Raw genomic sequence first — 17433 nt, 5'->3', positions numbered from 1 at the left:
GGAGACCAAGGAGCAGATCGCCTCCACCGCCTCCATCTCCGCCGCCGACCCCGAGATCGGCTCGCTCATCGCCGAGGCGATGGACAAGGTCGGCAAGGAAGGCGTCATCACCGTCGAGGAGAGCAACACCTTCGGCCTGGAGCTTGAGCTCACCGAGGGCATGCGCTTCGACAAGGGCATGACGTCGATGTACTTCGTCACCGACTCGGACCGCATGGAGGCCGTGCTCGAGGACCCGTACATCCTCATCGTCAACTCGAAGATCTCGGCCAACAAGGACCTGCTGCCGCTGCTCGACAAGGTCGTGCAGTCCGGCAAGCCGCTCCTGATCATCGCCGAGGACATCGAGGGCGAGGCCCTGGCGACCCTGGTCGTCAACAAGATCCGCGGCCTGTTCCGCTCCGTGGCCGTCAAGGCCCCGGGCTTCGGCGACCGCCGCAAGGCCATGCTCGGCGACATCGCCATCCTCGCCGGTGGCCAGGTCATCGCCGAGGAGCTGGGCCTGAAGCTGGAGAGCACCACGCTCGACCAGCTCGGCCGCGCCCGCAAGGTCGTGGTGACCAAGGACGAGACCACCATCGTCGACGGCGCCGGCGACCCCGACGCCATCGCGGGCCGCGTCAACGAGATCCGCGCCGAGATCGAGCGCACCGACTCCGACTACGACCGCGAGAAGCTCCAGGAGCGCCTCGCGAAGCTGGCCGGCGGCGTGGCCGTCATCAAGGCCGGCGCCGCGACCGAGGTCGAGCTCAAGGAGCGCAAGCACCGCATCGAGGACGCCGTCCGCAACGCGAAGGCGGCCGTCGAGGAGGGCATCGTCCCCGGCGGTGGCGTGGCGCTGCTGCAGGCGGGCGCCAAGGCGTTCGACAAGCTGGAGCTCAACGGCGACGAGGCCACCGGTGCCGCGATCGTCCGCAAGGCTCTGGAGGAGCCGCTCAAGCAGATCGCCGTCAACGCCGGCCTCGAGGGCGGCGTCGTGGTGGAGAAGGTCCGCAACCTCACGCCGGGTGAGGGCCTCAACGCCGCCACGGGCGAGTACGTCGACATGTTCGCCTCGGGCATCATCGACCCGGCCAAGGTGACGCGCTCGGCGCTGCAGAACGCCGCCTCCATCGCGGCGCTCTTCCTCACCACCGAGGCCGTCATCGCCGAGAAGCCGGAGAAGACCCCGGCCGCCCCCGCCATGCCCGGCGGCGGCGACATGGACTTCTAAGTCCTTCTCGCGACACCTCACGCACCACGAGGGCGGCCCGTCCGGCACCGGACGGGCCGCCCTCGCGCGTTCGACGGGTCAGTCCTTGATGACGGCGTCGCGCGGGCCGCCGAAGAGCGGGTTGCGGTCGTAGCGCTGCTTCGAGACGCACAGGAAGACCTCGCCCTTGCGGGCATCCAGGGCATCCCAGACCACCCAGTCGTCGCCGACCGTGGAAATGGGGCTCGTCCGGCCCTGAAGGTACCTTTCGCCGAGGCCGTCAGGTCCGGACATGACCATGAAGGTGACCTTCAGGCCGCGCTTCCGGATCTCCGGCACCACCTCCCCGACGGTCTTCCCGTCGACCCGGTAACCGGCGAGCGAGCCACCTTCGGTCGTCGCCAGGCGAAACCCCTCCCCGTCGACCTCCTCCAGCGGGGGCCGGTCGGGGACGAACTCGCAGGGCCTTACCGGGTTCTTCATGAGGATGGTGCTGGTGCCGCCCTCTCCGATGGTCCAGACGAAGGTCTCGCCGGGCCTGAACAGCCGGGTGTCGATGCGCATCTGCCAGCTCATGGTCTCCCCCGGGATGCTCTCGGGCAGGGAGTAGAGGCCGCGCGGAACGTCCTCCACATATCCGGTGCGCGGCCGCTCGCACCTCTTTCCCAGGGGCACGTAGTCCACGATGGCCGGGACGCCGAGCTCTTCCAGCCGCCGCCTCAGCCCGTCCGCGTCACTGAAGTCGCGGACCTGGATGGTGACGACCCCGTGGTCGTCCTTGGTGACGGCGTAGGAGGGCGTCGCGCCGCCCTTCCCCAGCAGGCTGGGGCCGACGACGATGCCGCCCGCCAGGGCCGCGGCGACGGCGAGCCCGGCGGCCAGCCGCCCGAGCCCGCGCCGGCGCAGCGGCGTGACCGTGCTCCCCGAGGTGGACACCCCCGCGAGCGGGTCCTCCGCGGCCGGGGCCGCGACGATGGAGGCCAGCAGCGTCCGCGCCCCCGCGCCGGACGGGTCGGCACCGCGCGAACCGGGCTCCACCCGGGCCAGCGCCCTGGTCAGGGCCTCGACGTCACCGCCGTCCCGCGTCATGTCCGTGGTCGTGTCCTTGGTCATGTCGTTCACCGTGACCTCTCCGCCGGGACGAGCCGGCGCGTCGTCGAATGAGAGACGTCCGCCTCCGCGAGGGCGCGGGCGAAGCGCTTGCGGGCACGGTGCAGCCTGACGCGGACGGCGTTGCGGGTCAGGCCGAGCACCGTGGCGATCTCCTCGCGGTCCAGGCCCTCCCAGGCGACCAGCGACAGCAGCTCGCGGTCGTCGCCGGGCAGGTCGCGGAACGCCCTGGCGATCGCGTCCAGCTCGACCCCGCTGTCGGGGCGCCGCCCGTACAGGTCGGCCACCTCGGCGTCGAGCTCGGCGTTGCGCTCCTGGCGGTACCGGCCGGTCCGGCGGCGGTTGGCCAGCACCTTGCGGGCCACGCCGTACAGCCACAGCATGGCCTGCTCGCCTTCGGGTAACTCGTCCACGCGCCGCCAGGCGACGGTGAAGGTGTCGGCCACCGCGTCCGCCGCGTCCTGCGGTGAGTCGCAGCGGCGTGCGGCATAGGCCGTGATCCGGCCGTATGTCTCTTTGTAGACGGCCTCGAATCTGGCCATCCGGGGGTCATCCACGGGCGGTTCTCATGACAGGTTTCCTTTGTTCGTCCTGAGTGCGGACACCTGTGCCTATGTAGGGAGAACGCCCACCATTACCGGGTGGCGGAGGGGAATCCGGTGGGAGGCCGTGGGCAGGGGATGACCACGCGGGCGGCCCACGAGGCGCCGTCACGGCGCCTCGCCACGTGCGGGTCAGAGGCCGTCTCCCTGGAGGCCCTCAGCCATGGTCGGCGGGTGGCGGCCGGGTTGGCCGTGCCGTAAAGAAGGATGCTTGTGGAAGGCCCCAGGGACGACGGCGGGTGAGATGGGTGCCCGGACGACGGCGGGTGAGATGGGTGCCCGGACGACGGCGGGTGAGACAAGTGCCCGGATGGACGACGGCGGGTCGGGAATGCGACGACGGTTGAGCGTCAGACCCCGAAATGCGGAACGATGTGGCCGCGGGCGAGCGTGTTGGCGGTGATGTTGAAGCCGACGACCGCCGGGCTGGCGTCGGTGTCGACGCCCAGGCTCTCCACGCCCAGCGCGTGCACGGTGTACACGTAGCGGTGCGGGTCGCCGGGCGGGGGAGCGGCGCCGCCGTACTCCTTGGCGCCGTAGTCGTTGCGAGCGTGCTTGGCCCCCTGCGGCAGGCCCTTGAACTCGGGGCCCGTGCCGGCGCCCGTGGGCAGCTCCGTGACCGAGGCCGGGATGTCGTACAGCACCCAGTGCCAGAATCCGCTGCCCGTCGGCGCGTCCGGGTCGTAGCAGGTGACGGCGTAGCCGCGCGTCCCGGCCGGCGCGCCCGACCAGCTCAGCGCGGGCGACAGGTTCTGGCCGGTCATGCCCCAGTCGTTGAAGACGTGGAGGTCTCCCAGCCTCTCGCCGTCGGTGATGTCGTCGCTGCGCACCTGGAGCGCGGGGACCGACGGCAGGTGTTCGTGCGGCAGAGGTGCGGGCACGGTGTCCTCCTTGCGTGGCGGCTTGAGAGGTCTTTCCCGCCATCCTAGAAGCGGCGCGCAGGGTGATCGACGGATCAGGTCGTGGCGCGGTCCACCAGTTCCTGCACGCGCTCGGGGGAGTAGAGGCCGTCGACCAGGAGCTGGGCCAGGCCGAGCACGCCCGCGTGCGGGTCGAGCTCGCTGCGGACGATCTGCAGGTTGCGCGTGGCCAGCGGAAGCGACCGGCGGTAGACGATCTCCCGGATGCCGGCGAAGAGCAGCTCGTCGGTGTGGGCGAGCTGGCCGCAGACCGCGATGACGCGCGGGTTGAACAGGTTGACCATGTCGGCGATGGCGCCGCCGAGGATGCGGGCCGCGCGCCGGGCGAGCCGCACCGCGACCGGGTCGCCGGCGCGGATCAGGCGGACCGCGTCGTCCACGGTGGCGACCTCGCGGCCCTGCTCCCGCAGGTCGCGCACCAGGGCCCAGCCGCCGGCGTACGCCTCCAGGCAGCCGGTGTTGCCGCACCGGCACACGGGCGGATCGTCCACGTCGGGCACCGTGACGTGGATGTGGCCGACGTCGCCCGCCGCGCCGTCGGCGCCCCGGTGGACCTGGCCGCCGGCGATGAGGCCGGTGCCGACCCCCGTGCCGACCTTGACCATGAGGAGGTGCGGGACGTCCGGGTAGCGCAGGCGCTGCTCGCCGTACGCCATCGCGTTGACGTCCTTGTCGACGAGCACGGGGCACGAGTACTGCCCGGCGAACCAGCCGCGGATGTCGAAGCGGTCCCAGCCCGTCATGATCGGCGGGCTGATCACCCGGCCGGACGCGAAGTCGACCGGGCCCGGCACGTCGAGCCCGATGCCGAGCACCGCTTCCGGAGGCCGGCGGATGTCGTGCAGGATCTCGGCGAAGAGCTTCTCCACGATCGTGAGGATGCTCTGGGGGCCCGCGGTGACGTCGGCCCTGGCCTCGCGCTCGTTGCGGACGTGCCCGCCGAGGTCGCACACCGCCGCCCGCAGCGCGGTCGCCCCGATGTCGGCGACGAGCAGCACGCCGCGCGCGCGGTTGACCACGAACTGGCCGGCCGGGCGGCCGCGCGTGCGCGCCTCCTCCGGGCCCGGCACCAGCAGGCCGGCGGCGAGCAGCCCGTCGAGGCGCTGGTTGACCGTGGTGCGGGAGAGCCCGGTCAGGCGCGCCACGTCGGACTTGGTCAGCCCGTCGGGCACGTCCCGGAACAGGCTGAGGATCTCGCCGCTGCTCACCCCCATCCTCGGTGTGGTGGGGCCTGTCGTCGTCATAGCACCACTGTAGCTATGACGGTGACTACTCGTAAGTCAAGCATGTTTCGACAGAAAAAGTCGAAAGAAGGGTTGTCAGACGTTAGAAGTCCGATTTACGGTCAGGACATCTACGCGGGAAAGGGACAACCGATGTATGCCAACGCCAGAGGCCGCCGTGTGGCGGCAGTCGGTGCGATCGCGGCAGCCGGCGCGCTAGTCCTCGCATCGTGTGGTTCCGCCGGGTCCACCGAGGCGGCGGCCGCGAACGGCGCGCAGGCCGCGGGCGGCGCCGCCCAGAACTACGCGGCGGTCATCAAGGGCCTGGACAACCCGTTCTTCCAGACCATGAAGCAGGGCATCGACGACCAGGCCAAGACGTCCGGTGCGACCGTCACCGTGCAGGCGGCCAACTCGATCACCGACACCACCGGGCAGGCGGACAAGCTCAACGGCCTGGCCGGCCAGGACTTCTCCTGCTACATCGTCAACCCGATCTCCGGCACGAACCTCATCCAGGGCCTCGCCAAGCTCTCCATGATGAACAAGCCCGTCGTCAACATCGACAGTCCCGTCGACCCGACCGCGGCCAAGAGCGCGAACGTCAAGCTCGCCACCTACGTCGGCACCGACAACAGGGAGGCCGGCAAGATGGCCGGGCAGCGGATGACCGAGACGCTGCCGTCCGGCGGTGACGTCGCGGCCATCGGCGGCATCGCCGGCGACGTCACCAGCGGCGCCCGGATCGAGGGCTTCAACCAGGGCATCGGCAAGAACGTCAAGGTGGTCCAGACCGTCGCCGCCGACTGGGACCGGCAGACCGCGCTCACCGCCGCCACCAACGTGCTGCGGGCGCACCCGAACCTGGCCGGCTTCTTCGTCGCCAACGACGACATGGGGCTCGGCGTGGCCCGCGCCGTCGCCGACGCCGGGAAGACCGGCAAGATCAAGGTCATCAGCGTGGACGGCATCAAGGACGCCCTGCAGGCGGTCAAGGCCGGCACGCTGGAGGCCACCGTCGCCCAGTACCCGTACACCATCGGCCAGATGGGCGTCGAGGCCTGCCAGGCCGCGACGAGCGGCAAGACGCTGCCCGCCAGCGTCGCCGCCCCGGTGGAGCTCGTCACCAAGGACACCGCCGACAAGGCGCTCGCGTCCACGCCCAAGCCGTTCGGCCCCTACGAGGACCCGTACAAGGCGCTCACCCAGTAGCCCAGACCGCGACGCACCCGCGGAGGAGAGACCTCCATGACCAACACCACCACACTGCGGGCCAGTGGAGGACCGAACTGGTCCCACCGGCTGAAGGACGCCGGGTTCTGGGCGGAATGGGCCGCCCTCGTCGGCCTGATCGTCCTGGTGATCGTCTTCCAGGCGCTCAACCCGACGTTCCTCAGCCCCGGCAACATCGCCTCGATGCTGGTGGCCGCGGCCATCCTCATCATCCTGGCGGTGGGGCAGACGTTCGTGATCGCCACCGCGGGCATCGACCTGTCCATCGCCTCGGTGATGACGCTCGGCGCGGTCGTCTTCGGCCAGATGTACGAGGCCGGGCAGGGGCTCGGCGTGGCCTCGCTGATGGCCGTCGTGTCCGCCGGGGCGGCCGGGGCCGTCAACGGCGTCATCGTCGCCCGCGGCAAAATCACCGACTTCATCGTGACCCTCGGCATGCTGTCGGCGGCCTCGGGGCTCGCCCTGATCCTGTCCGACGGCAAGCCGGTGACCGTCATCGACCCGCTGCTCCTGCGCCTGTCCACCAGCGGCATCGGGATCTTCGGCTGGTCGTTCGTCATCGCGATCGTGGTCGCCGTGGCGGCGCACGTGGTGCTCTTCCACACCCGCTTCGGCACCCACCTGCTGGCCACCGGCGGCTCGCCCGAGTCGGCGACGGCCATGGGCATCAGCACCGCCCGCATCAAGATCGCCGTCTACCTGATCAGCGGCCTGCTCGCCGGGCTCGGCGCGATCCTGCTGGTCGGCCGGATCGGGGCGGCCGAGCCCGCGGCCAACACCGCCTTCCTGCTCAACTCGGTGGCCGCGGTCGTGCTCGGCGGGGTCAGCCTCTTCGGCGGCCGGGGCACGATCGTCGGGCCCTTCTTCGGCGCCCTGCTGCTGATCGCCCTGGTCAACGGGCTCACCCTGCTCGGCGTCTCGCAGTTCTACCAGCCGCTCGCCGTCGGCATCGTCGTGGTGCTGGCCGCGCTCCTCATGAGGTTCCAGAATTGACTTTCTCCCCAGGCCTAGAGGCGGGGGATTCCGACCTTCGCAGGTCGGGGTTCCTGCTTCACGGGCGACCGCACCCGGGTGGTCCCGGAGTGTCTGACGTCGCCTCCACAGGCAGTCACGGCAAGACCTGCCGCCAGGATGTTCTTCGCGGCGTTGACGTCCCGGTCGTGCCGGGTGCCGCAGGACGGGCACTGCCACGTCCGCATGCCGAGCGAGAGCTGCTCAAGCCGGTGCCCGCAGACCGAGCAGGTCTTGGAGCTGGGCAGCCAGCGATCGACCACGATCAGGCGACGCCCGTGCCTGGCGGCCTTGTATTCCAGCATGCGGCGGAAGGCGCCCCACCCGCAGTCGGAGATCGCCTTGGCCAGCGTACGGTTGCGGACCATGTTCCTCACGGCCAGGTCCTCGATCACGATCACGTCGTGGTCGCGGACCAGCCGGGTGCTGGTCTTGTGCAGGAAATCCGTCCGGGCCGCGCGCACCTTCCGGTGGGCGCGGGCGACCTTGGCCCCGGCCTTCCGTCGGTTGCTCGACCCGCGGGTCTTGCGCGCTTGGCGGCGTTGATAGCGGGCCAGATTGCGTTCCCGCCTGGCCAGGTGGCGCGGGTTGGGGATCTTGTCGCCGTCGGAGGTGACGGCGAAGTCCTTCACCCCCAGATCAACGGCGACCACGCCTCCCGAAGGTGGGAGCCGGTCGGGGGCGGCGGCATCGACGGCGAAGGAGACGTACCACCGCCCGCACGGGTCGCGGGAGACCGTCACCGTGGTCGGGTCGATCGACGCCAGGTCCACCTCGGGCCAGGACCAGACGAACGCCAGCGGCGCGTCCATCTTCGCCAGCAACAGCCGCCCGTCACGGTAACGAAATCCCGATCGGGTGTATTCGGCCGACTGTCGTCCCGTGCGGGACTTGTAGCGCGGGTACCTGGCACGTCCGGCGAAGAAGTTCGTGAACGCCATCTGCTGGTGCCGGATCGCCTGCTGCAACGGCACCGAGGACACCTCGTTCAGCCATGCCAGCTCATCGGTGGCCTTCATCGCGGTGAGGTGGGCGTTGGCCTGGATGAAACCCGTCTTCGCCCGCTCATTGCGGTACCGGGCGTGCCGCCAGGCCAGGGTGCGGTTCCAGACGACGCGCACGCAGCCGAACGTGCGATTCAGCACGCCGACCTGCTCAGGCGTCGGATACGCCCGGCACTTGTACGCCGTCCTCATAGATCAATGGTAAGAGAATCCCCCGCTGTAGATGAAGCGACTACGTACTGTGTCCGACTTTGCCCCACAAAGCTAGAGCCCGGGATTTCCTGCCTCAAGGAGCTTCAATGACCGAACATCTGCGGCGGGACGCGCTCCTGTCGTGCGACGACGTGTCCCTGTCCTTCGGAAACGTCCGGGCCCTGGTCGACGTCTCGCTGACGCTGCGGCCCGGCGAGATCACCGCGCTCGTCGGCGACAACGGCGCGGGGAAGTCGACGCTGGTCCGCTGCGTCTCCGGGATCCACCGGCCGGACAGCGGCACCATCACCTTCGACGGCGGGCGGACCGACTTCCACTCGCCGGAGGACGCCCGCGAGGCCGGGATCGAGACCGTCCACCAGAACCTGGCCCTCGTCGAGGACCTCACGGTGTGGCAGAACCTCTTCCTCAACCGCGAGATCGTCCGCCGGCTGGGCCCCGTCGGCCTGCTCGACCGCCGGGCCATGCAGGCGCGGGCCCGGGAGATGGTCTCCGCGCTGGCCGTCAACGTGCCGGCCGTGGGCTCGCGCGTGCGGCGGCTGTCCGGCGGCCAGCGTCAGGCGGTCGCCATCTGCCGGGCCGCCGGGTTCAGCTCCAAGCTCGTCATCATGGACGAGCCCACGGCGGCACTCGGCGTCCAGGAGACGGCGCGCGTCGAGGAGCTCGTCTTCCGGCTGCGCGACGAGGGTCACGCCGTGCTGATCATCAGCCACAACTTCGCCCAGGTCATACGGCTCAGCCAGCAGGTGTGGGTGATGCGCGCGGGTCGCTGCGTCGGTGGCCGGCGCACCGCCGACACCACCGGCGAGGAGATCGTCGGCCTGGTCACCGGCGCGATCGGCTCCTGACCGCATCCACAACCATCCGACGAAAGAACCATCCGACGAAAGAAGGCACGTTCCCATGGCCACCGACAACCCGGCCAACCCGATCGGCGTCCACGCCCTGGTGTGGGTGGGCGACACGAGTCCCGCCTCGCTGGAGCAGGCGATCGGCAAGACGAAGGCCGCCGGGTTCGACCTGCTGGAGATCTCTCTGCACGACTCGGCGAACCTCGACGTCGCGGCGGCCCGCGACGCGCTCGCGTCCGCCGGTCTGGGCGTCGCCTGCTCGCGCGGCCTCGCCTTCGACGCCGACGTCTCCAGCGACGACCTCGCCGTGGTCGAACGCGGCGAGAAGCTCCTGCACGACTCCCTTGCCGTCACGCGCGGGCTGGGCGGCACCCACTTCACCGGCGCCCTCTACAGCGCGCTCGGCAAGTACGGCCACCCGCTCACCGAGGGGGGCCGCCGCAACGTGGTGACCGTGCTGCGCCGCCTGGCCCAGGAGGCCGCCGGCGACGGCATGACGCTCGGGCTGGAGATCTGCAACCGGTACGAGACCAACGTGGTCAACACCGCCCGCGACGCGCTCCGGCTCGCCGACGACATCGGCGAGGACAACGTGCTCATCCACCTCGACACGTACCACATGAACATCGAGGAGGAGGATCTCGTCCGGCCCGTGCACGAGGTCGGGGACCGGCTAGGTTACGTCCATGTGGGTGAGAACCATCGCGGCTACCTCGGATCAGGGCACATCGACTTCACCGCGTTCTTCCACGCGCTCGGCGACATCGGCTACCAGGGGCCGATCACGTTCGAGTCGTTCTCCTCGGCGGTCGTGATGCGAGGGCTGTCCAACGACCTGGCCATCTGGCGCAACCTGTGGACCGACGGCGAGGACCTGGCCCGCCACGCCCGCGCTTTCATCGCCGGCCAGCTCCACGCGAGCCGCGCCCGATGACGCTCGACGACCTGGCGGCCCGGGCCCGCGCGCTGGTCACCGGCGGGCACCGGGCGCTGCTCGGCATCACCGGCGGGCCCGGTGCGGGCAAGTCGACGCTCGCCGAGCACCTGGTGCGCGCGCTGCGGCAGGCGCCGCCCCCCGGGCAGCCGGCCGAGTGGGTGGCGCACGTGCCGATGGACGGCTTCCACCTGGCCGACGTGGAGCTCCACCGGCTCGGGCGGCGCGAGCGCAAGGGCGCTCCCGACACGTTCGACGCGGCCGGGTACGCGGCGCTGCTGCGCCGGCTGCGCGAGGACGAGGAGGACGTCGTGTACGCGCCCGCGTTCGAGCGCGTCCTGGAGCAGCCGATCGCGGGCAGCATCCCGGTGCCCCGGGCCGCCCGCCTCGTCATCACCGAGGGCAACTACCTGCTGCTCGACCAGGGCGACTGGGCGCGCGTGCGGCCCTTCCTGGACGAGGTGTGGTACTGCTCGCTCGACTCGGTGGAGCGGGTGCGCCGGCTCGTCTCCCGGCACACGCGGTTCGGCAAGGAGCCCGACGCGGCCGTGGCCTGGGTGATGGGGACCGACCAGCGCAACGCCGATCTGATCGCCACCACCCGGGACCGGGCCGACCTCGTCGTGCCCGACCTGCTCCTGCGCTCGCTCGGCCACGACCCGGACGACCCGCCCGGCCCGTGAGCCGGGCCAGGGGGCCGCGTATCGGGCGTGCGTCGGGCCGTGCAGCGGGCCGGTCGTGAAGCGGGTCGTGCGGCGACCTCAGGCCGTGAGCTGGGCCGGGAGCGGCTTGCGGTGGACGACCGTGAGGGTGGTGACGGCGCGGGTGAGCACCACGTAGAGCCGCGCCAGCCCCCGGGGCTCCGCATCCACGATGTCGGCCGGCTCCACCACGATCACGTGGTCGTACTCCAGACCCTTGGCCAGCGTCGCGGGCACCACGAGCAGCCGGTGCTCCTCGGCCGAGTCGGGCCCCAGCACCGCGTGGGCGAGACCGTCCCCGGCCAGCGTCCCGGCCACCTCGGCCACCAGGGCGTCCGGCGCGATGACGCCGATGGACCCCTCGCGGCCGAGCGCCTCCCGCACGGCGGCCAGGACCTCGCCGCCCTCCCGCACGGTCAGCGACCCGGCGCCCGGACGCAGCGAGCGGGGCGCGGCCAGGCCCGGGGCGATGGACGGCAGCAGGCGGGCGGCGTAGTCGAGGACCTCGCGCGGCACGCGGAAGCCCAGCGTCAGCTCCGTGACCTCGCCCTCCTGCCCGAGGTGCGCCAGCACGGCCTCCCACGTGGTCGCAGACCACGGCGTGGTGCCCTGGGCGAGATCGCCGAGCACGGTGGCCGAGCCGTTGCGGCAGCGCCGGCCGAGCGCGCGAAGCTGCATCTCCGACAGGTCCTGCGCCTCGTCCACCACCAGGTGCCCGAGCGAGGGCGTGCGCTCCATGAGGTCGGCCAGCTCGTCGAGCAGCGCCGCGTCGGCCGCCGACCACTTCGCCGACTTCCAGCTCCGGTACGGCTTCGCCCAGAGCAGCCGCTCCTGCTCCTCGGGCGACAGGTCGGTCTTGGCTGCGCGGGCCAGGAACTCCGGCTCGGCCAGCAGCCGGAAGAGCACCTGCTCGGGCGTGAGCTTGGGCCAGACCGCGTCGACGAGTCGGCGCACCGGCTTGGAGCGGGCCACGGCGTCCTGCACCCGGTCGTCGGGCGACTCGCCGCGCTGCTCCATGCGGACCAGCACCTGGTGGGCCAGCCGCTGCGCCAGCGCGGCGCGGCCGGGGGCGTAGCGGGTCGTGCCGCGCAGGGACGCGACGATCTCGCGGACCTCGTAGTCGGCCACCCGGAAGCGGTAGGCGCCCTTGGTGAAGACGACGCCCTCCTCCGGCTTGACGACGTGCAGCCACAGGGCGCGGTCGAGGACCTTCGCCATGCGGGCGTCGCCCTTGACCGCGGCGACCTCGGGGTCCTCGGGTGCGGCGTGCTCGCCGAGCAGCCCGGCGACCGTCGTCTGGTCGACCTTGACCTCGCCGAGCGCGGGCAGCACGGAGGAGATGTAGGACAGGAACGCGCGGTTGGGCCCGACGATCATCACGCCGGAGCGGGCCAGCCGCTCGCGGTGGGTGAACAGCAGGTAGGCGGCCCGGTGCAGGCCCACGGCCGTCTTCCCGGTGCCGGGCGCCCCCTGCACGCACACGGTCTGGGCCAGCGTGGAGCGGACGATCTCGTCCTGGTCGGGCTGGATGGTGGCGACGATGTCGCGCATGGGGCCGGTGCGGGGCCGCTCGATCTCCTCGGTGAGGATTCGGGAGGGGCCGATCCGGCCGCCCTCGGCCAGCGGCTCGTCCTCGTACGCGGTGAGCGCGCCGCCGTGGTAGCCGAAGCGGCGCCGCCGTACGACGCTCATGGGTTCGGCGGGACTGGCCTGGTAGAACGCGCGGGACACCGGCGCGCGCCAGTCGATGACGAGGGGACGGCTGGTGCCGTCGTGGACGTGGCGGCGGCCGACGTAGATCGTGGAGGGCAGGTCGTCGCCGTCGGCGCGGTCGAGGCGGCCGAAGAACAGGGGCGTGTCGGGGTGGTCGGCGAGGGCGGCCACGCGCTGGTCGAGCAGGCCCTGGAGGATCTGCTGGGACACCCAGTCGCCGGCGGCGTCGGCCGACAGGGACTGGGCGTGGGCGCGCATCGCGCGCAGCGCCTCGCGTGAGTCGGCCAGATGGGCCTGCTCGGCGGCGAGCACGTCGGTGGGAGCGTCGGGTATGTCGGGGGCCAGCTTGTGTGCGGGCATGCGAAAGCGCCTCCCTGAGGAGTGTCGGCGGAGGTGGTGGTGCGCTGTCGCCGGAGGCGACGTTGGTGCAAGGTAGCGAGCCGGACAGTTTAGTGGGAGCTCCGGGATGCTTCCAAGGGATTTACCCGGGGTAGGCACAGGGCGTGGGACGCGTACGGCTTCGCTTCTCGCCGATCATTCCGACCATCGCGAGCTTTCTGCTGGCCGCGTTGTGGGGGCTGTCGGTGTTCGCCGGTTGGGGCGTGGAGGCGTTCTGCCCGGGAGGCGGCCCGGAGGACTGCCCGGAGCGGCTCGGCATGGTCTCCACGGTGTCGGGCCTGTTCGCGGTCCTGGCGGCGTGCTGCACGGCGGGGGCCTGGCTGGTGCCGACGGCCAGACGCGACGCGCACGCGTTCACCTGGCTGCTGGGGGCGGGTGTGGCGGCCTGGATCACCGCCGAGGGCGTGCTGTTCCTCGGCGGCATGCTGGCCAGGTAACCAACCTGGAAGATGACTGGCAAAACCAAGAAATTCGGGCATATCAGGTGGGTTTGCCCGATCATGGGGGTATGTCGCCAGCGGTTCAGTTACGGCGGCGGATTGCACGCAGAGGGGGGTGGTTCGATTGTCGACGGCCCGCGGAGTCTCGTGGACGTGACGAACGCCGGTGCCCGGCCGCGCCGCGGCCGGGTCATCAGCGGCTGAGCCCCTCGCGGTCGCGGCTCAGACCCCGCCGAGCACGTCGTCGGCGTCGATGATCTGGTACGCGTACCCCTGCTCGGCCAGGAACCGCTGGCGGTGCGCCGCGAACTCCTGGTCGACCGTGTCGCGGCTGACCACCGTGTAGAAGCGCGCCCCGCCGCCGTCGGCCTTGGGCCGCAGCACCCGGCCGAGCCGCTGCGCCTCCTCCTGGCGCGAGCCGAACGTGCCCGACACCTGGATCGCCACCGCGGCCTCCGGCAGGTCGATCGAGAAGTTGGCGACCTTGGACACCACCAGCACCTGGATCTCCTTGTCGCGGAACGCCTGGTAGAGGCGCTCGCGCTCCTTGATCCGGGTCTCGCCCTTGATGACCGGCGCGTTGAGGTGCTCGCCCAGCTCGTCGAGCTGGTCGATGTACTGGCCGATGACCAGCACCTGGTCGCCCAGGTGGCGGTGGACCAGCGCCTCGGTGACCCGCGTCTTCGACGGCGTCGTGGCGCAGAAGCGGTAGCGCTCCTCCGACTCGGCCATCGCGTACGCGAGCCGCTCCTCGTCGGTGAGCGTCACCCGCACCTCGACGCAGTCGGCGGGCGCGATCCAGCCCTGGTTCTCCATCTCCTTCCACGGCGCGTCGTAGCGCTTGGGGCCGATGAGGGAGAAGACGTCGCCCTCGCGGCCGTCCTCGCGCACGAGCGTCGCGGTCAGCCCGATGCGGCGGCGGGCCTGCAGGTCGGCCGTCATGCGGAAGATCGGCGCGGGCAAGAGGTGGACCTCGTCGTAGACGATCAGGCCCCAGTCGCGCGCGTCGAACAGCTCCAGGTGGCTGTAGACGCCCTTCCGGCGGGTCGTCATCACCTGGTAGGTGGCGATGGTGACCGGGCGGATCTCCTTCTTCGAGCCGGAGTACTCGCCGATCTCGTCCTCGGTGAGCGAGGTCCGCTTGATCAGCTCCTGCTTCCACTGGTGGGCGCTCACCGTGTTGGTGACCAGGATCAGCGTGGTGGCGCGGGCGTGGGCCATGGCCGCCGCGCCGACGATCGTCTTGCCGGCGCCGCAGGGCAGCACGACGACGCCGGAGCCGCCGTGCCAGAACGCGTCGGCGGCCTCCTGCTGGTAGGGCCGCAGGTTCCAGCCGTCCTGGGCCAGGTCGATCGGGTGGTGCTCGCCGTCCACGTAGCCGGCCAGGTCCTCGGCCGGCCAGCCGAGCTTGAGCAGCGCCTGCTTGACGTTGCCGCGATCGCTCGGGTGGACGACCACCGAGTCGGCGCCGAGGCGCTCGCCCAGCATCGGCTGGATCTTCTTCGAGCGCAGCACCTCCTCCAGCACGGCCCGGTCGCTGGAGGTGAGGATCAGGCCGTGGACCGGGTCCTTCTCCAGGCGCAGCCGGCCGTACCTGGCCATGGTCTCGGCGACGTCGACCAGCAGCGCGTGGGGGACGGGGTAGCGGCTGTGACTGATGAGGGCGTCCACGACCTGCTCGGCGTCGTGGCCCGCAGCACGGGCGTTCCACAGCGCGAGCGGGGTGACGCGGTAGGTGTGGACGTGCTCGGGAGCGCGCTCCAGCTCGGCGAACGGCGCGATGGCCTTACGGCACTCGTCGGCCTTGTCGTGGTCGACTTCGAGCAGCAGCGTCTTGTCCGACTGGACGATGAGCGGGCCGTCGTTCACGGACATCCTTCCTCCGGGTGACCCTTATCCAACACATCCGGAGCCGAGAACAGTCCCCGAACGGCGAAAACGCCTCGCTCAGTCGTCCAGATAGCCGTTGGCGCCGAGGGAGAAGAAGACGCTGATCGTGAGCGCGAAGCCGAGCCCGTACAGGACCCAGCTCCAGGTGAGCAGGTCGCGCCTGGTCTTCGGCAGGGTCTCGGCGCGCAGCGCGAGCCCGGCCAGGATCGAGCCCGGGATGGCGAGGACGTTGCAGCAGCCGACGATCGCGAGGAGGTTCAGGACGAGCGCGACGAGCGCGGCGGCGCTCACGCCGCCGCGCGGGGGCTGGGGAGGGCCGTAGGAAGGTCCGTAGCCGTGGCCGTGGCCGGGCGGGGGCCGCTCGCCGTACGGGGCGCCGTACGGCTCGTAGGGGTAGTCGCCGCCGGGGTTCGTGTGACTCATGTTCACCTCCGGAAGGTCAACACTTATCACGACATGTCGGTCGCGCCGGCGACGGCGCGATCAGGAAAGGCGGGCGCGCAGGGCCTTGCGGTCGAGCTTCAGCACGCTCGTCACCGGGATCGCGTCCACGAACACCACCTCGCGCGGGTACTTCACCCGTCCGACCCGCTCCCGCGCCCACGCGATCAGCTCGTCGGCCGTCACCGTACGGCCCGGCATGAGCTGCACGAACGCCACGACCTCCTCGCCCAGCCGCGGGTCGGGCCGGCCCACCACGCCGGACATCACCACGTCGGGGTGCTCGTTCAGCGCGTCCTCCACGTCGCGCGGGAAGACGTTGAAGCCGCCCCGGATGATCAGGTCCTTCTTCCGGTCCACGACGTAGAGGTAGCCGTCGTCGTCCACGCAGCCGATGTCGCCCGTGCGCAGCTCGCCGTCCACCAGCGCCGTGCCGCCCGGGTCGGGCTCCTGCTCGCCCCAGTAGCCCAGCATCAGCGACTCGCCGCGCACGCAGATCTCGCCCACGTCGCCGCACTCCGCCTCCTCGCCGGAGGACTCGCGGATCGTGATCCGGTAGCCGGCCAGCGGCAGGCCCACGCTGCCCGCCCGGCGTCGGCCCGGCGGATTGAACGTGGTGACCGCGCTGGTCTCGGTCAGCCCGTAGCCCTCCAGGATCTGCGTGCCGGGCATCCGGCGCTCGAACTCCTCCAGCGCGTCGCGGCCCAGCGGAGCCGCCCCGCAGGTGAGGAACGCGAGGTCGGGCAGCGGGTGCTCCTCCAGCGGCTCGGCGAGCAGCATGTGCAGCATCGCGGGCACGACCGTGCCGTACCGGACGCGCTGCTCCGCCGCCAGCGACAGGAACGCCTTGGGGTCGAACCAGCGCATCAGCACCGCCTGCTGCGGCGTCGTCGCGTGCATCCCGGCGACGGTGACGATCAGCCCGTACGCGTGGGAGAGCGGCACCGGCACGATGGCCCGGTCCAGCCCCTCCTGGTGGGACATCTCGAAGGCGTCCTTGCCCACCTGCCACAGCCCGCGGTGGCTGAGCATGACGCCCTTGGCCGTGCCGGTGGTGCCGCCCGTGTACATGAGCGCGGCCAGGTCGCCGGGGTCACGCGGCACCGGGCCGTGCTCGGCCGCCCGTTCCAGCTCGGCGGTGTCGACGAACACGCGGATCCCGGCGCCCGCCTCCTCCACGACCGGCAGCAGCTCGGGTGAGGTCACGATGGCCGAGGCGCCGCTGTCGGTCAGGATGTGCCGCAGCTCGGCGGCGCCCACGAGGAACACCACGGGCGTCACGACCGCGCCCGCCGCCCAGAGCGCCTGGTAGACGACGCCCACGTCGGGCGAGTTGGCCATCATCACCGCGACCCGGTCGCCCGGCCGGACGCCCGCCTCGACGAGCCCGCCGCAGACCCGGCGCGCGCGCTCGGCCAGCGCGTGACCGCGGTGCCAGACGCCGTCGTAGAAGACCGCGTCATGGTCGTCGAACCGCTCCCACGCCTCCTCGGCCAGCCTGCCCAGCGTCAGCTCTCCCACGGGTCCAACCTCGCGCGATCATGACCCGCAGTCAA

Annotated in this window: 16 protein-coding genes; 7 read left to right on the top strand and 9 right to left on the bottom strand. The window is 71.3% G+C overall.

The window, feature by feature from the left end; all coding sequences use genetic code 11:
• The coding region (gene groL, locus HTZ77_RS39600; protein ID WP_175594901.1) for a chaperonin GroEL at positions 1-1213 on the top strand (1213 nt) is incomplete at its 5' end.
• Between the two features lie 78 nt (positions 1214-1291).
• Here groL and HTZ77_RS39595 read toward each other — a convergent pair.
• The 4 genes from HTZ77_RS39595 to HTZ77_RS39580 form a co-directional block, all read right to left on the bottom strand.
• Positions 1292-2305, bottom strand: coding sequence for a hypothetical protein (locus tag HTZ77_RS39595; RefSeq protein ID WP_175594900.1), 1014 nt, complete (start codon positions 2303-2305; stop codon positions 1292-1294).
• 5 nt (positions 2306-2310) lie between these two features.
• Positions 2311-2844 (bottom strand): RNA polymerase sigma factor, encoded by a 534-nt coding sequence (locus tag HTZ77_RS39590; RefSeq protein ID WP_175594899.1) that lies wholly within the window; start codon positions 2842-2844, stop codon positions 2311-2313.
• 410 nt (positions 2845-3254) lie between these two features.
• Positions 3255-3785 carry a YbhB/YbcL family Raf kinase inhibitor-like protein gene (locus tag HTZ77_RS39585; RefSeq protein WP_175594898.1) on the bottom strand — a complete coding sequence of 177 codons (531 nt, stop codon included), beginning with the start codon at positions 3783-3785 and terminating at the stop codon, positions 3255-3257.
• A gap of 74 nt (positions 3786-3859) precedes the next feature.
• The gene (locus HTZ77_RS39580) at positions 3860-5068 is read right to left on the bottom strand and encodes an ROK family protein (protein ID WP_175594897.1); all 1209 of its coding nucleotides are present in this window, start codon (positions 5066-5068) and stop codon (positions 3860-3862) included.
• 159 nt (positions 5069-5227) lie between these two features.
• Here HTZ77_RS39580 and HTZ77_RS39575 point away from each other — a divergent pair, with 159 nt between their 5' ends.
• Entirely contained in the window at positions 5228-6259 is a 1032-nt protein-coding gene (locus HTZ77_RS39575) for a sugar ABC transporter substrate-binding protein (RefSeq protein WP_205304524.1), read from the top strand.
• A 36-nt stretch (positions 6260-6295) separates the two neighbouring features.
• The gene (locus HTZ77_RS39570) at positions 6296-7273 is read left to right on the top strand and encodes an ABC transporter permease (RefSeq protein WP_175594895.1); all 978 of its coding nucleotides are present in this window, start codon (positions 6296-6298) and stop codon (positions 7271-7273) included.
• Positions 7274-7287: 14 nt separating this feature from the next.
• On the opposite strand, the gene HTZ77_RS39565 is transcribed toward HTZ77_RS39570, so the two are convergent.
• A complete protein-coding gene (locus tag HTZ77_RS39565; protein ID WP_175594894.1) occupies positions 7288-8487 on the bottom strand; it encodes an RNA-guided endonuclease InsQ/TnpB family protein in 1200 nt (399 codons plus the stop codon).
• Between the two features lie 107 nt (positions 8488-8594).
• Between HTZ77_RS39565 and HTZ77_RS39560 the strand changes: the two genes are divergently transcribed.
• Genes HTZ77_RS39560 through HTZ77_RS39550 form a run of 3 tightly spaced genes read left to right on the top strand, consistent with a single transcriptional unit; the run spans position 8595 to position 10976 of the window.
• Positions 8595-9356: an ATP-binding cassette domain-containing protein gene (locus HTZ77_RS39560; RefSeq protein ID WP_175594893.1), complete on the top strand. Its 762-nt coding sequence runs from the start codon at positions 8595-8597 to the stop codon at positions 9354-9356.
• A gap of 55 nt (positions 9357-9411) precedes the next feature.
• Entirely contained in the window at positions 9412-10293 is an 882-nt protein-coding gene (locus HTZ77_RS39555) for a sugar phosphate isomerase/epimerase family protein (protein WP_175594892.1), read from the top strand.
• Entirely contained in the window at positions 10290-10976 is a 687-nt protein-coding gene (locus HTZ77_RS39550) for a nucleoside/nucleotide kinase family protein (protein WP_175594891.1), read from the top strand. Before HTZ77_RS39555 ends, HTZ77_RS39550 begins: the two co-directional genes overlap by 4 nt.
• A gap of 78 nt (positions 10977-11054) precedes the next feature.
• On the opposite strand, the gene HTZ77_RS39545 is transcribed toward HTZ77_RS39550, so the two are convergent.
• Entirely contained in the window at positions 11055-13067 is a 2013-nt protein-coding gene (locus tag HTZ77_RS39545; protein ID WP_175594890.1) for a HelD family protein, read from the bottom strand.
• 143 nt (positions 13068-13210) lie between these two features.
• Here HTZ77_RS39545 and HTZ77_RS39540 point away from each other — a divergent pair, with 143 nt between their 5' ends.
• Positions 13211-13543, top strand: a complete 333-nt coding sequence (locus tag HTZ77_RS39540) for a hypothetical protein (protein ID WP_175594889.1) — start codon at positions 13211-13213, stop codon at positions 13541-13543.
• Between the two features lie 225 nt (positions 13544-13768).
• Here HTZ77_RS39540 and HTZ77_RS39535 read toward each other — a convergent pair whose 3' ends face one another.
• The 3 genes from HTZ77_RS39535 to HTZ77_RS39525 form a co-directional block, all read right to left on the bottom strand.
• The gene (locus tag HTZ77_RS39535) at positions 13769-15421 is read right to left on the bottom strand and encodes a DNA repair helicase XPB (RefSeq protein ID WP_175594888.1); all 1653 of its coding nucleotides are present in this window, start codon (positions 15419-15421) and stop codon (positions 13769-13771) included.
• Between the two features lie 72 nt (positions 15422-15493).
• A complete protein-coding gene (locus HTZ77_RS39530) occupies positions 15494-15859 on the bottom strand; it encodes a hypothetical protein (protein WP_175594887.1) in 366 nt (121 codons plus the stop codon).
• 60 nt (positions 15860-15919) lie between these two features.
• The gene (locus tag HTZ77_RS39525; protein WP_175594886.1) at positions 15920-17398 is read right to left on the bottom strand and encodes an AMP-binding protein; all 1479 of its coding nucleotides are present in this window, start codon (positions 17396-17398) and stop codon (positions 15920-15922) included.
• Positions 17399-17433: the final 35 nt, after the last annotated feature.

The organism is Nonomuraea montanisoli (genome assembly GCF_013363975.1).
Lineage (GTDB): Bacteria > Actinomycetota > Actinomycetes > Streptosporangiales > Streptosporangiaceae > Nonomuraea > Nonomuraea montanisoli.
This window is presented reverse-complemented; position numbering and strand designations above follow the sequence as displayed.